19 protein-coding genes and 1 pseudogene are annotated in these 13,558 nt (G+C 31.3%); 5 read left to right on the forward strand and 15 right to left on the reverse strand.

What is annotated here, in order from left to right; all coding sequences use genetic code 11:
- Window positions 1-426: 426 nt before the first annotated feature.
- From BLV68_RS14020 to BLV68_RS14075, 13 genes are all read right to left on the reverse strand, one after another.
- Window positions 427-1,074 (reverse strand): ATP-grasp domain-containing protein, encoded by a 648-nt coding sequence (locus BLV68_RS14020; protein ID WP_093754886.1) that lies wholly within the window; start codon window positions 1,072-1,074, stop codon window positions 427-429.
- Window positions 1,050-1,340, reverse strand: a complete 291-nt coding sequence (locus BLV68_RS14025) for a hypothetical protein (RefSeq protein WP_093754888.1) — start codon at window positions 1,338-1,340, stop codon at window positions 1,050-1,052. The genes BLV68_RS14020 and BLV68_RS14025 overlap by 25 nt, the downstream gene beginning before the upstream one ends.
- Window positions 1,319-1,660: a hypothetical protein gene (locus BLV68_RS14030; RefSeq protein WP_093754890.1), complete on the reverse strand. Its 342-nt coding sequence runs from the start codon at window positions 1,658-1,660 to the stop codon at window positions 1,319-1,321. The genes BLV68_RS14025 and BLV68_RS14030 overlap by 22 nt, the downstream gene beginning before the upstream one ends.
- 333 nt (window positions 1,661-1,993) lie before the next feature.
- Window positions 1,994-2,161 (reverse strand): hypothetical protein, encoded by a 168-nt coding sequence (locus BLV68_RS15540; protein ID WP_159428713.1) that lies wholly within the window; start codon window positions 2,159-2,161, stop codon window positions 1,994-1,996.
- Between the two features lie 75 nt (window positions 2,162-2,236).
- Window positions 2,237-2,659, reverse strand: a complete 423-nt coding sequence (locus BLV68_RS14040; RefSeq protein ID WP_093754894.1) for a hypothetical protein — start codon at window positions 2,657-2,659, stop codon at window positions 2,237-2,239.
- Entirely contained in the window at window positions 2,643-3,200 is a 558-nt protein-coding gene (locus tag BLV68_RS14045; protein ID WP_093754896.1) for an RNA polymerase sigma factor, read from the reverse strand. The genes BLV68_RS14040 and BLV68_RS14045 overlap by 17 nt, the downstream gene beginning before the upstream one ends.
- Before the next feature lie 134 nt (window positions 3,201-3,334).
- On the reverse strand, window positions 3,335-3,952 hold the full coding sequence (locus BLV68_RS14050; protein ID WP_093754898.1) for a hypothetical protein: 618 nt from the start codon (window positions 3,950-3,952) through the stop codon (window positions 3,335-3,337).
- 123 nt (window positions 3,953-4,075) lie between these two features.
- Window positions 4,076-5,431, reverse strand: a complete 1,356-nt coding sequence (locus BLV68_RS15885; RefSeq protein WP_200773806.1) for a hypothetical protein — start codon at window positions 5,429-5,431, stop codon at window positions 4,076-4,078.
- A gap of 1,052 nt (window positions 5,432-6,483) precedes the next feature.
- Entirely contained in the window at window positions 6,484-6,873 is a 390-nt protein-coding gene (locus BLV68_RS14060; protein ID WP_093754901.1) for an IS3 family transposase, read from the reverse strand.
- A gap of 159 nt (window positions 6,874-7,032) precedes the next feature.
- Window positions 7,033-7,446, reverse strand: a complete 414-nt coding sequence (locus tag BLV68_RS14065; protein ID WP_093754903.1) for a helix-turn-helix domain-containing protein — start codon at window positions 7,444-7,446, stop codon at window positions 7,033-7,035.
- A 90-nt stretch (window positions 7,447-7,536) separates the two neighbouring features.
- Window positions 7,537-7,659: a hypothetical protein gene (locus BLV68_RS16165; RefSeq protein ID WP_268807647.1), complete on the reverse strand. Its 123-nt coding sequence runs from the start codon at window positions 7,657-7,659 to the stop codon at window positions 7,537-7,539.
- 261 nt (window positions 7,660-7,920) lie between these two features.
- Window positions 7,921-8,742: a phosphoenolpyruvate hydrolase family protein gene (locus BLV68_RS14070; RefSeq protein ID WP_093754905.1), complete on the reverse strand. Its 822-nt coding sequence runs from the start codon at window positions 8,740-8,742 to the stop codon at window positions 7,921-7,923.
- Between the two features lie 15 nt (window positions 8,743-8,757).
- The gene (locus BLV68_RS14075; RefSeq protein WP_093754907.1) at window positions 8,758-9,978 is read right to left on the reverse strand and encodes a Tm-1-like ATP-binding domain-containing protein; all 1,221 of its coding nucleotides are present in this window, start codon (window positions 9,976-9,978) and stop codon (window positions 8,758-8,760) included.
- Window positions 9,979-10,607: 629 nt separating this feature from the next.
- On the opposite strand from BLV68_RS14075, the gene BLV68_RS15545 reads away from it, so the two are divergent.
- The 4 genes and pseudogenes from BLV68_RS15545 to BLV68_RS14090 all read left to right on the forward strand — a co-directional run bounded on the left by BLV68_RS15545 (window position 10,608) and on the right by BLV68_RS14090 (window position 11,687).
- Window positions 10,608-10,781 carry a hypothetical protein gene (locus BLV68_RS15545; RefSeq protein WP_159428714.1) on the forward strand — a complete coding sequence of 58 codons (174 nt, stop codon included), beginning with the start codon at window positions 10,608-10,610 and terminating at the stop codon, window positions 10,779-10,781.
- Window positions 10,782-10,816: 35 nt separating this feature from the next.
- A pseudogene (locus tag BLV68_RS16375) lies at window positions 10,817-10,954 on the forward strand (transposase); the annotation flags it as partial.
- A 47-nt stretch (window positions 10,955-11,001) separates the two neighbouring features.
- Complete coding sequence (locus tag BLV68_RS14085; protein ID WP_093754911.1) at window positions 11,002-11,196, forward strand: hypothetical protein; 195 nt, start codon at window positions 11,002-11,004, stop codon at window positions 11,194-11,196.
- Window positions 11,197-11,354: 158 nt separating this feature from the next.
- Entirely contained in the window at window positions 11,355-11,687 is a 333-nt protein-coding gene (locus BLV68_RS14090) for a transposase (RefSeq protein ID WP_093754913.1), read from the forward strand.
- An 89-nt stretch (window positions 11,688-11,776) separates the two neighbouring features.
- Here BLV68_RS14090 and BLV68_RS15550 read toward each other — a convergent pair whose 3' ends face one another.
- Together BLV68_RS15550 and BLV68_RS14100 are read right to left on the reverse strand one after the other, a co-directional pair.
- A complete protein-coding gene (locus BLV68_RS15550) occupies window positions 11,777-12,025 on the reverse strand; it encodes a hypothetical protein (RefSeq protein WP_025640276.1) in 249 nt (82 codons plus the stop codon).
- A 27-nt stretch (window positions 12,026-12,052) separates the two neighbouring features.
- A complete protein-coding gene (locus BLV68_RS14100) occupies window positions 12,053-12,652 on the reverse strand; it encodes a hypothetical protein (RefSeq protein WP_093754916.1) in 600 nt (199 codons plus the stop codon).
- A 529-nt stretch (window positions 12,653-13,181) separates the two neighbouring features.
- Between BLV68_RS14100 and BLV68_RS14110 the strand changes: the two genes are divergently transcribed.
- Window positions 13,182-13,418 (forward strand): hypothetical protein, encoded by a 237-nt coding sequence (locus tag BLV68_RS14110; protein WP_234949936.1) that lies wholly within the window; start codon window positions 13,182-13,184, stop codon window positions 13,416-13,418.
- The last annotated feature ends 140 nt before the right edge of the window (window positions 13,419-13,558 follow it).

A 13,558-nucleotide genomic window follows, 5' to 3' on the forward strand; every position in this document is an offset into this window, starting at 1 on the left:
CTTCTGAAATCCTTTTGAAATTCCTTAACTATTAATGACCTCTCACTATTTATCAGCCTTAATGCAATAGCCTTCAAAAATATATAATTTGTGTTTGCCTCTTAAATCGGACAAATTTAATATCTTGTATCTTCCCCATATCATAACCCATTTTTTAAGCTTCGATGATTAGCTTAATTATTCAATCTATATCAATAATTGCTGACACTTTTAAACTTCTAACTCCAGACTGTACTTTTTTACAGCCTCATCAAAAGTATTTCCAGATGCAATAACATATCCTAATCTGTCGAAAGAATTATGTACAATACCTATATAATCACATTTTGATTTTAATAACTCTATTGAAATAATATCCTTTTATTGTTTTAATTCTTCTATACCGTTAACTTGTTCTAAAGTATCTTGAATTTCTGGACACAAGTATCATATTGCAGTATATTTACTTGCACCAGGAACAGTTATAAAGTTTTCGAAAGGATTAATTCTTAATGTACATTTTGCTATCATTTCATAGAGATTTATTCCCTTTGAATTTTGAAGTAAAATTGGAATATTGTCTCCTCCTGCTCTTGCATGAGTTTCAACTACCACTGGTCCTTTTTCAGTTAAAATTATTTCTGTATGAGAAGCACTATTATCAATTCCAAGTGCCTCTAAAATTGAAACAACATACATCTCTATAGATTTTGATATATTATTGTCTAAATTTGCTGGCAAACAATGACCAATTTCAATACAGTGATCCTCACTTTTAAATTTTTCTGTAACAACAAGAATCTTATGTTGTCTATTAAAAGACATCGCCTGGACACTATACTCTTTTCCTTTCAAGTAACTTTCAGTATACATTTGACACCCTTTAGCATTTAACTCAAACCATTTAATCGCTTTTTTAGTATCTTCTTCACTTTTTATTATAAATACTCCTGTACTAGCTGTGCCATCAATCGGTTTTAAAACAATAGGATATCCATTTAAAATAGCAAATTCTTTTAGTTCTTTTTCAGGGTTAATTCTTGCAAATTTTAAAGGATCATTTAACTTATTTAAAAGTTTTTCCTCATATTGAATTTATTATCTATAGTATCTTCCGATAAAAAATCAAGATTCAGTATTTTTGCTACTTTTGCAGCAATCATTTGAAACTTCTCATCATAACATCCTATTACATCAACTCTATCTACCAAATCTATTGCTTTCGCAAGGTTTATATATTCATCAACACTACTATCAATGGAAATTCCTATAACTCTATCATATACTTCTCTTTTTTTACTTGTTAATCTTCCTAATATCCTGTTAATATCACAAATAATTATAATTTTGCTCCTGGACAAGTGCCTTTCTGTGGTAAAATATCAATCTTATTTGCCAACATTTCTTGTACAATATCCTCGCCATTTACTGAAATATGATTATTAACATATTTTCTCAAGTTAAGTCCAATATAATTTCTTCTCAACATGCATGGTCTTAAATTTACATCCAATGCGAAAATATTTTCTCCTACTCTGCATTGATTATATCCTTTATGCTTAAATACTTCTTTTGTATTCATGCTAATATCTTTATGTTTTCTCCTTAAATAATCGAACTTTTTGCTCAACGTTTCTTGTATCTCATCATCAAAGAAAATGTCTATTATATAAATTGTCAACTTGACATTGTCTCATTTTAAATTCAAATTTCGCATAAAATTATATTTTAGATATGTTTCATCATACATATTTTTGTACTCTAGATCCAGTTAGGCAGAAACAAGAAGTACGCCATGATAGTAATAGCAAGTTATGCCTTTAGTAACAATAGTCTTTTCATAGACTTTATAGCATGTTCAATATCCAGTGCAAACTGCGGATTTTCGATAGCAGGCTTACCGTCCTCCAACACAATTGTATCTCCAGTTCCTTTTCAATATATGGGAATGCTCCGAAAACCACAGTCAACAAGAACAATGTTTTGCTTATCACAAAGTATGGTTGGTAATTGCTTACCACATAACTCGAGTATTCATTATTGAATGATTATCTTCATCTATATTTTGAGGTGTAAATATGCTGAATTTTTCAAATACCTCAATAATCCAATCAAACACCCTTTCACGTGCTTCTGCATTAACTGTCAAAATAACAGAGAAAGTTAGGATACATATCAGCATAAAAATAGCGACTCTTTTAGCTATTAACTTAGCCATTTTATTAGGATTTTGTTTAATCTTCACATCTTTTAGTTTTCACCAGAAAGACTTAGAGTAATTAGGCTCATGTAATACCTTAATATTATCATAGTCTTTTATATCTTCTATAAGTGCTATATTACAAGCCCTTTTCATAGAATTCTCATCAATCCATGAATCCCCAAGTCCCATAAAACTAGATAGCATTTTTTGTATGTAGCGTATTTTACTTATGACATTTTCTATCTTTAGTACCTTTTCTATTTCAGAAGATGTACTATTAAAACAATAGCAAAAGAAAAGAATATTACGATATTCTAAAGGTAATAAACCTATTTTTCTAGCTAATTGATTAACCTTCTCATCAGATAATGGTTGATACATAATACTATTCACATTTAATCTATACATTTTTTCTAATTCAGCCCGTAAAGATAGTTCGCATACATGCTTCATCACATCTTTAGATATTTGAGACATTCAACCCACCTTCTTCACAATATAGACGTAATTTTTCTAAAATTCGTTGACTACGCTTTTTTGCAGCTTCTTCAGTAATTTTTAAAAGTTCTGAAATATCTTTAAATCTCATCTCATTGACAAAGCGCAGATGAAGAAAAAATTTTTCATCATCTGAAAGTTTATTAATACATGAAAGTAGTTGTTCTTTATCTACTGTTTCTAAATACTCTTCTTCAATATTATAATCCTCTTCGCTACGGTCAATATAGTCTACATTCTCTACATATATAATCTTTTTTCGCTTTCTTATAATATTCATTGTTTCATTCTTTAGTATTACTACACAGTATGGCTCGATTTGAGAACATGGTAAAGTAGATATTTTTTCTATATTCTCTATAATCTTCAAAAAAGTTTGTGAGACAGCTTCTTCTGCATCAAATTTATCCTTTAATATATTAAGAGAAATATTATACATTTTGACGTTCATTTTTGAAAAAATCTTGTTTATAAAATCTACTTTGTCATCCATCATGACACCAAATAGTAAAATTATCAAATTTCCCACCCCTGTGAACTCCAAATAATCTATTAATTTTTTCCTGTCGCTAGACTCATGAGCTGCAAAATTTTGCCATGTTCAATATTTTACCATAAGCAATATTTTAATTCTATATAAAGCTCCTCTTTTATCTAATAATGCATAATATCAATTACTGATGTATCAAACTCAAAGGATAAACTCTCTAATTTGAACCAAAGATCAGATTCCTCCATAAGTATAGACATTCTTACCCAGCCTTCCTGGCGTTCTAATATTACCCCTACCCCACTTTGGATCCCTTTTTCATTCCCATCAACTCCATCATAACTCATTACATTATTAACAATCGCCTGATTAGCATTATCTCTAAAAAGTGATTTATCATAACTTAGTTTGCTTTTCTCAATTGTACCCCGGATAAGTGGAATATCACCGAATGCTTGAACAATTCTACACTCATTATTGCGTTCTTCAATTACTATTACCATGTCATTTTTATTCAGTGAAAACTCCTGATTTTCTAATTTTTGATATACAGGATTATTATTTGAATCTACTGTGATCACATATGGATCTTTCAAAATTACATCTTCAGTAATTATCGCTACCTGCCCTTTATATTCAGCTAATTGATTATTAGGCTGTTCTTGTTGATTCATCACCTCTGGTAACTCGGAATTTTCATCATGAGAATCTCGATCAGTACAACTCACAATTAAAAAAGTTGTTAAAACCATTATTACAATACAAAATATTAATTTTTTCATAACATCACCTCTTATTAATTCATAATACTCTCAGAAACATTAAAACAATTATGCCTTCAGACGTAGTCTGTCGGAAGGCATAATTGTAAATATACATTGACGCCTCTATAAAACCCTATATACTTATTTTGAAACACCATTATAACGGATTGGAACATAATTTCCCATGCTGGAAATAGAACGAACTGTATGAGATACGCGATCATAGCTATTCAATTTCGTTGATTCATACAACACATAGTTACCAGCTCCATCATATTTTTCAAATAACACTATATGTGATCCACTATTATTTAATGCATCTCCTTCCAATAAATCACTTGCATTAATTTTTTTCGCTATATTCATAATAGTAGATGTTCCGTATTTCGTACTAGTACCCCAACAACGTGAAACATACCCTGAGCAATCTAAACCATACGTATTAGATACATGTCCTGAAGTTGAAGTATTTATGTTGCCAACGCGTCCTGTACCACTCATTCCTGAGTTATACTGGTCGATTGAACTAAATCCTCCCCAGCAATAAGGCATATATTGATATGTTCCAGCACTACCAACATACCTTGGCTTCGTCCAGTTTGTTAAAGGCTCTAAATTCTTGCTTTGACACGACCATCTGAAACTAGAATGGAAAGATTTTGCATTTGACATAATTGTTGATCTAGAAATCATTAGTTGATTATCCCCGTTCGTAATATCTGGATCTAAATCACTAATTGGCTCCACAATATTTTGAAGTTTTGATTTGTATGAAGATGTGGTTTTTTCATTAGGTTCACTTATATTTATTATTTGAACCTTATCTTTAAGATTGTTCAATTCATAGATATCGTTTCCAAATACTTTTACTTGATTAGTAATTGATTTAAATTGTGTATCCAATCCTCTTATGGCTTTAGTAGACCCATCTTTTCCTATAGTTCTAATTGTTTCTTCCACAACAATATTAAAATTTTCATTCGTAGCCATCTCAAACATTTTAATCCTATAGTTGCCATCACTATCATAACCAAGGAATTGTGCTCCTACAACCCAATATTCAGATTCTAAAATTATAGATTCAGTATCACCAGATTTTATATCTATTATTTTCATTTCGCAGCTATGTCCAATAGAATGACCTTCTTCAGGTAATAGCTCGACCTGATAAATAGTATTTTCATCAAAAATACGGCCTTTTAATTTCTTTATATTTCTTTCCTTTATTTCACCTTTAGTATTAAGTATATAAGTTGTACCTACATCTCCTTCAGATGTTACAATATACAAAACTCCATTTTTTACTTTAAAGTCTGTGATGGCTTCAGTATTTATGTCATCTACTGGTATTGTAATCCTATTATCATCTGAATTAATTTGTATTATTGAAAGGTCATTCCCTAATGCATATAGAGTTCCATCTTCACAAGCAATCTTTACAACTATTATTTCACCCATATCGATTTTTTTTGAAAAATAACCATTTGTGAATTTCAAAATCAAATTATCTGCAGAATTCAGTAAATATACATCATCACCATCAATTGAGAAATCTTCAGGCCCTTGTATATTACCCTCAAAATCTACTTGATAACTTACTAAACCTTTTGATTTAGCATTTTCATATAAATCAATAGATACAATTGATTTATCATTATCATAAGTTTATGAATAGCTGAATGTTGTTGGTATCATTGCTAAAACTAATAGTAATGATAATACATAAACTCTAAACCGCATAAGAAATAATTGTTTTTTCATAGTTTATCTCTCCTTTCAAATTAAAATATAGTAGGCATTTTCCAAACGCCATAATTGACACAAATGCGGAATACCTCTTGATAAAATAATGTAACTCCCCACCGATTTCAGGTTTATTTTCATCTTTAACCACTTTTTCTTAATTCATATCTTTTACTATAATCCTTATCCTTAGTTTATTGTCATATACCTATTATGCACTATTTATTCTATACGACAACTTTCCTACATATAGGGATTCTTATGTCTATGCAAACTCTCTCACAACATAAACATCACTTCCTAAACAGCAGGTTACTCTTATATATCTTCTTTCAAGATACATAGTCTTTATCGTGTTATTAATCTAGGTTCTTACCTATATAACGTATAAGGAGGAAAAAAGGGACATATTTTTTAAATTATTTAGAAATATTTTCTGCAACTTTTATGATCTCATCTCTACTTAAGTTTCCTACAATATGACATTCAATACTGTCTTGATATCATATTAAATAAATCATATCACCAATTTCCCATGTATATGCTCGAGATCCCTTTATGATAATTTCTTCTATGTTAACATTTTCTGTATCATAATATGTAAGTAATATAGTTATATTATGTGAACGTTTGTTTGTGTGCTTTATAAGTAATTTATACCGGCTATACATTCTTACTATTATACTTTTAATTATTTTAATATAAATAAAAATATCGGATAATAAGTATATACATTATATTTATTATCCGATATTTTTTATGCTCTATTAAACTATTTAGGGGATTTTTTATATGTCTTGGATATATTAATGTAAAGTTTTATTTCCAAATACAAAATCCTCCCTAGACTTGATTGTGATAATGCCATTTTTAATGAGGTAAACTGCCACTATTATAGAACTGCTTAAATCTACATATCTGGACATAGAAGAATTAGAAGAAATAGCAATAAACCCTAAGGAGAAAGTAACACAGGCATCTACTAATGAACTGATTCTTGTCAAGTAAACAAGCAATTTAATTAAAAAAATTTTGCACATTAAAAATCTATCTTTGTTGTAAACATTTATGTATTCAGCTATCCTTTCCCTTAATTCTCCTAGTGTTTCAAACTTTTTTCTGTAAAAAATTCCAGCTTTAAAAGGTATTATTAGTGTATTGGAATTCCATATCACTATGAAATATGGGCTTTGCATCAGGATGTTTTTGTATTGCTCTATCAAACATTTTTTGGTTACTGGATAACCTTTATCTTTTAAAAAATCTACAGTTTTGTATTCTGCTTCATGCCTTACTTTCGAGAGCGAAACATCCTTTCAATTTCCTCTTTTTTTAAGAATTTCCAGATCAAATTCTCATCTTCTTAATGTTCTTTCTTTTTCGAGCTCAAGCTTTAATTTCTCAACTTCAGTTAATTTGCTTTTATCAATTTCTGACTTTGGCTTTGGTCCACGTTTTTGATACCTTAAGGCCTCAGGACCTTTATCTAGATATGCTCTTGTCCATTTATATACAAGTGCATAAGTGATCCCATGCTTTTCAGCTGCATCTTTGTAGCTCATATTGTTGTCAATAACCCACTTTGCTATTTCTAATCTCTCTTCAAATGTAGTTTTTCCAGATTTCATGGTATAGATGTCTCCTTTAGGATCATAATCTTTTATTTCTATACCATTTATTAACCCAAGGAGGATAACTCTAGTACCAATATTATGTTTGGTAGATAAATCTGCTAGTGAATATTTACCTGATGTATATTCTTCTACCACTGACAGCTTAAATTCTTTGCTATATGAACGATTTTTGTTTGATGTTTCAAATGTACTAAGACCATGTTCTTTATATCTTAGATACCAACGTCAAAGGACCTCATGGTGAGCTCTAATTCCTTTAGCAATATCGTTAAAATTAACATTGCTTTCTTCATACTCTCTAAAAACTTTAGCTTTTACTTCCTTACTAAGCTTTGGTTTTCTTCCCATAAAAAAATACCTCCAATAGATAATCTAATTTTAATTAATTAGACTGTCTACTTTGGAAGTATCATATCACTTTCTCAAGAAGCTCTAGATAAAATCATTAAATATGGAATAGATGCAGCTGTAGAAATATTGAAGCTGAAGAAAGATAAGTAAAAGCTTATCCCTCACTTCCTTCTCTATTAGCCGTTCTCTAAAATACACCTTGGAATATACATATCGATCTAGCAGGACAGCAAGAACCCTCCCCGCTACCCCATTCTACTATAACTTTATACTCTTAAAGGATTCAACTTGCTCTTTTATAGCTATTTCCGTAGGAATCCTTTCAATACTCGATGCTCCAAAGAATCCTACTACTCCTTCTGTTCTTTCAAGTACGTAGGCAGCATCTTCAGGCATAGCAATAGGACCACCATGGCAAATAACCAATATATCAGGATTTACTGATTTACCAACATCGCAAATTTCTTGTACTCTTTTTACGGATTCGTCTAATGTTAATGCTGTTTTTGCTCCTATTGTTCCTTTGGTAGTTAGACCCATATGAGCAACTAGAATATCAGCCCCAGCTTCTGTCATCTTTCTAGCTTGTTCTGTATCAAATACATAAGGAGTGGTAAGCATATCTAGTTCATGGGCTTTTCTTATCATTTCTACTTCTAGATCGTATCCCATACCTGTTTCTTCTAAGTTTTGTCTAAATACTCCATCTATTAGTCCTACTGTTGGGAAATTCTGCACTCCTGCAAATCCTTGATTTTTTAATTGCTCTAAAAACTTATCCATCACTCTAAAAGGATCCGTACCACAAACACCAGCTAATACCGGAGTATTCTTTACTATTGGCAATACTTCACTGCCCATTTCCATTACTATCTGATTAGCATCTCCATAGGGAAGCAATCCTGCCAAAGAGCCTCGACCAGCCATTCTATATCTACCAGAATTGTAGATGATAATAAGATCTACTCCACCTTCTTCTGCGCTCTTTGCAGATATACCAGTCCCTGCTCCTGCCCCTATTATAACTTTTCCATTAGAAGCCTGTTCTCTTAATTTTTTAAGTATCTCAGTTCTAGTCATAAGTAATTCACCCCTTTAATTTTTGTTTTCCTTCATTAGATCCACCAATTTCTTAGCCGCTGTTAAAGCAAACTCCCTGTCATTAATATTCGCATCCATCTCAATTAGCTCCACCTTGTTTTCATCAATATTTTGCCTTAGTGTATCAAAGAGCATTTCATCTTCCTTAGGACCATGGAAAGGTTGCCCTTCAGCATCGATCATTGATACCCCTTTTAAAGGTAGCATCAAAACTGTAGGTCCATTTGTTTGGTTTAGCTTTTCTGCTATAATCTCACCTAGCTTTTTGTTTTCTTCGACAGTAGTCCGCATCAATGTTACAGTAGGGTTGTGCTTGTAAAATTTTCTTCCTTCAAACTTTTCTGGTACTGTATCCATAGGTCCAAAGTTGACCATGTCTAATGCTCCTACAGATACGACTTGAGGAACCTTATGCTTTCCTGCTGACTCTAATCGATTAGGCCCTGCTGCTAATACACCACCAACTAGTTCATCACACCATTCAGTAGTGGTTAAATCCAATACTCCTTCAAAATAGCCTTCTTCTACTAGCCTTTCCATGGTCTTTCCACCGGTCCCTGTAGCATGGAATACTAGTACTTCATAGCCCTGCTCTTCTAGGTATTCTCTAGCCATATCAACACAAGGAGTAGTTACGCCAAACATGGTAGCTGCTACTAAAGGTTTCTTCGCCTCAACTTTTTCCTCATGTTCTAACTTTACCATACCTGCAATTGCCAAAGCAGCATTGGTAAATATCTTAGTAGATATGGAATTCAGACCAGATACATCCACTATAGATGGAATCATCATAATGTCGCTAGTACCTACATATTGCTGGACATTTCCTGATGCAACAGTAGATACCATTACCTTGGGCACCCCTACTGGTAAGGCTCTCATTCCAGGGGTAACTAAAGATGTGCCGCCAGTTCCCCCAAGAGAAATGATTCCATCAAATTTTCCCTCAGCATATAGTTTGGGGATTAATCTTTCCATTCCTTTGGATAGCACTTCTGTTCCCAATGCTCTATCCTTCTTTGCTGCAATCTCATGGATATCCTCTCCCACTTCTTTTGCTACTTCCTGGTTCGATACATCCGTTTCAAACATTGGCTCAAATACTCCACAATGAATAGTAAAAGTATTTAAGCCTAAGCTTTCTAAAATATCCTTTACAAAGGTTAATTCCTTCCCTTTGCTATCAAAAGTCCCTGCAATAGCTATGGTTTTCATTGGTAGCCCCCTTCCTTTTTTATCCCATCATATTATATATACCCCAAATACATTTGTTATTATTCATATACCGGTTCAGTCAATACAATAAAGCCTTTTCTCATCTTCTAAATTTTCATATGTCACCTTCTTTTGCCTTATCCTCAATTTTATAGAATAATAACTGATCTATATCCATATATTGCACTCCATTTTCCTGCGTGGGTTTCTATTATTTAAATTATTTAATAGGGCAAACGTCTACCACAATTGCCTTAAACTTTAATATCTATATTTTTTCTTTTCCCTACACATTTTTGCTTCTACTATATTTCTTATATTTTTTTCAAGTAAATATTATTTCCTGCAATAATACAAGACAACTTTCTACAATTTTCACTTAACTCAAATTCCTACAATATCAATAATTATATTCTTAACCTATAATTATGTAACTAATACAAATAGCGTATGGAACTAAGACATATAACATATAAGATACTATATAGAAAAGCATCCTGCTTTCGTCATTTGAAATTTGGTTCTCTTGCATATTTGGTGATGATAAAAATGGAAAATATTTATCAATGACTTTGATATATCCCTTTTAATATCATTTAAACATAACAACTATGTTAAAGGGAATAGGTATGGAAGATATTAGAATAATCCATCAGTTTGAAGAGGATAACAAGAAATATATTCTAGCTGAAAGCACTAATATTAATATTGGAGTAGATGATTTTGCTTTTAGAAAAGGAAAGGATTATTGTACTTTAATCTGTGACCTAGATAAAAAAAGTATCAGAAATATTACCAAGTAGAAACAAATGATTTATTAGAATGGCTAAAAAATTTTCCTCACATTAAATTGGCAAGCAGGGATGGCTCTTTAACATATGCAGCTGCTATAAAGGAAACCTTACCAAAAGCTGATCAAATTTGTGATAAGTTCCATCTGATTAATAATCTTTTAGATGCAATAAGCAATATGTGAAGAGAAAATACCCAAGGAAACCAGCAATTTCAAGTGGTGGTGATGGTATGTGTAAAAGTGATATAAATAATCAAAATAGTGAAATTGTAATTGATAGCAATAATCTTAAAAGCAAAGTTAGAGAAGAAAAAAAGTTGGATCCATATAAAGAATTAATTATAGAATTATTGAATAAGGGCAATACACATGGGGAAATATTAAATATTCTCAAGAAACAAGGTTATGATGGCCAAAATCTTTAATTTCTTCTTATATAAACAAGAAAGAGTTGAAGAATAGCATAAGTTCCGGAAAAAATACTGCTAAATATGTTAAACAGAAAGACAAAAATGTATCTATACACGTTGCCACTAAACTGATCTGTAAAAGCAATACAAACCTTACTAAACACTAATCCAATATTTTAAATAAACTAAAAGAAAACTATCATGAGCTTATTAACTTAAAGAAGCTAGTTGACAATTTTAAGGATATGTTTTCAGAAAACAAATTATCCTTGGAGGAATGGATGTTAAAAGCAAGGGAGTTTAATATTCCTGAATTAAATTCTTTTGTTAATGGAATTAAAAGAGATATAGATTCTGTTAAAAATAGTTTTACTAGCAGATATTCAAATGGATTATTAGAAGGAATGATTAACAAAGTAAAAGGAATTAAGCGTATGAGTTATGGCGGATGTAAGAGAACCACGATCCTATTGACAAAGAGCCATAAAAAAATCCCCCAGGAATAAATGGGGGACTATTATCCATATGGTAATTTGTTCAATAATCATCAGTATCTATCTATTTATAGATAAAACTTCTAATTAAGTTGATTTTTTTACAATAGAAGCAAATAGTATAAAGAAATTAAAAAAAATACTATTGGCGCTATCAATGACACTATAGTGAACTTCCTATTAGAGAAATATTCTTTTAGTAAAAGAATTACAGATACCAAAATGAGACCAATGCCCATAATGACATTAAAAATTTCTTTAGGAATTAGTAGTAATTTCTTTAAAGGTATAAGCATAATTATCAATATGGCAGTTATCCAAGAAATAGTTGTTATTATCTTATTTCTCACATTTTCACATCCTTATATATCAATCTATTAAATTGCTCCTATGAGGTCTGTTCTTCCTGGATCTGAATAGAAGTAATACTCAGACCACATCTTAGGCCTAGGCAGATGTAGTGTATCATCATCATAATAAGTTATTTTAATGTAATATACGCGATCTAAACCTCTCGCAACAATTACACCAGCAATTGCGGTAGCGGCAGCCCAAGTCGCAGGTCCCCCTACAAGTGCTATTATAGCCCCAGCAATAACGGATACATCTCTTACATCTGTTCCAAGTGAACCATAACTTCTACCTATTTCAACAGCGTCATTAGGAGCAATGGTATCTAACTCTTCTTCAAAAGCTAATTCTTTGCCATTTAAATACATCTTGTTTTCATTTCTATTATAAATAATAATATATTCATTTCCTTGTGAATTAAATTCTACTATAGTCTTTGCAGCAGAGTAAGTATATTTATACACTAGGTCTCTTCCATCTATTTCCATGAATATTTGTCCCTTAAAAGGCTCTATAAGAGAGCTAGAAAAATATGATGAAGCAACACTTGTTGATGTAGAAAAAAGCATTATCATACAAATTGCAAATATGCATACACTCTTCATTCCATTATATCTATTTGACAAATTTTATTCTCTCTTTGACTTTAATAAAATTTTTAAGTTAGTTTTTTAGAAGTACGATTATTTCTATTCAAGTTTCGTTTATTTCCTTTTTATTTGAATACTATCAATTATATAATGTTGTTACCCTTGTTTTTCTAGATAGTAGTTCTAAAACAACAATTATTAGTTTCAATATTTCAAATTTCATTCCAGTTGTCTTTCTACATTAAAAGATTAACCATTATGTCTAAATTAACTATATCTAATACTTTTGCAACCTATTAGATTTATTTAATGCTTTTTAATCTTTCATTGCCATCACCTCAAACAAGATTCTATATCCCATATTGATTTTCATCCCCCCCTTTGCTTATTTTTATTATACTCAACAAAATACCAATTTCAATCAAATCTAAAACAAATTTCTTTACATAAAAGAACAACAAAGCTACTTTCTCGATGAAATTCTTGTTTCCCCTGTTAAGTTCTTTAAACTTTTCAGATAGGGCTTTAAGCTTACAGATATATGGGACAGTGAGGTCTGATCTCAATGTCCCATATCACTTTCAAGGCATCTGATATATTACCGCAAACAAAATTCGCAGAGAAACATTGGGATAAATTTGGAAGAATTCAACTTATCCGGCAAAAGAAAGGATTAGACGGTCGTGAACATTTCTATAGACTTGATATGGCAAAAGTAGCTGTTAGAAATAAAGTTCGTGGCATTACATCAAACGAGGAACTTGATAGAATTTTTGATACGGATGCTGAGCGAGAAGATTAAATTATACATCCATCCTGCACCCTCAACCCCCTGTAAAAAAGGGGGTTATCTAATCTGGTAACTCAACTATTAATTTTCTGGACGGTTGATATGTTCCCTCAAGCAACCAAAATAAGGGTTTCCTGACATTGCCACATCCG

The sequence above is a fragment of the Tepidimicrobium xylanilyticum genome (assembly GCF_900106765.1).
Lineage (GTDB): Bacteria > Bacillota > Clostridia > Tissierellales > Tepidimicrobiaceae > Tepidimicrobium > Tepidimicrobium xylanilyticum.

Coding starts and splice junctions, on each gene's coding strand:
- BLV68_RS15540 (WP_159428713.1), bottom strand. CDS start 2,161: ATGCTGATATGTATCCTAACTTTCTCTGTTATTTTGACAGTTAATGCA.
- BLV68_RS14040 (WP_093754894.1), bottom strand. CDS start 2,659: ATGTCTCAAATATCTAAAGATGTGATGAAGCATGTATGCGAACTATCT.
- BLV68_RS14050 (WP_093754898.1), bottom strand. CDS start 3,952: ATGAAAAAATTAATATTTTGTATTGTAATAATGGTTTTAACAACTTTT.
- BLV68_RS14060 (WP_093754901.1), bottom strand. CDS start 6,873: ATGCAAAGCCCATATTTCATAGTGATATGGAATTCCAATACACTAATA.
- BLV68_RS16165 (WP_268807647.1), bottom strand. CDS start 7,659: ATGGGAAGAAAACCAAAGCTTAGTAAGGAAGTAAAAGCTAAAGTTTTT.
- BLV68_RS14070 (WP_093754905.1), bottom strand. CDS start 8,742: ATGACTAGAACTGAGATACTTAAAAAATTAAGAGAACAGGCTTCTAAT.
- BLV68_RS14075 (WP_093754907.1), bottom strand. CDS start 9,978: ATGAAAACCATAGCTATTGCAGGGACTTTTGATAGCAAAGGGAAGGAA.
- BLV68_RS15545 (WP_159428714.1), top strand. CDS start 10,608: ATGGAAGATATTAGAATAATCCATCAGTTTGAAGAGGATAACAAGAAA.
- BLV68_RS14085 (WP_093754911.1), top strand. CDS start 11,002: ATGTGTAAAAGTGATATAAATAATCAAAATAGTGAAATTGTAATTGAT.
- BLV68_RS14110 (WP_234949936.1), top strand. CDS start 13,182: ATGTCCCATATCACTTTCAAGGCATCTGATATATTACCGCAAACAAAA.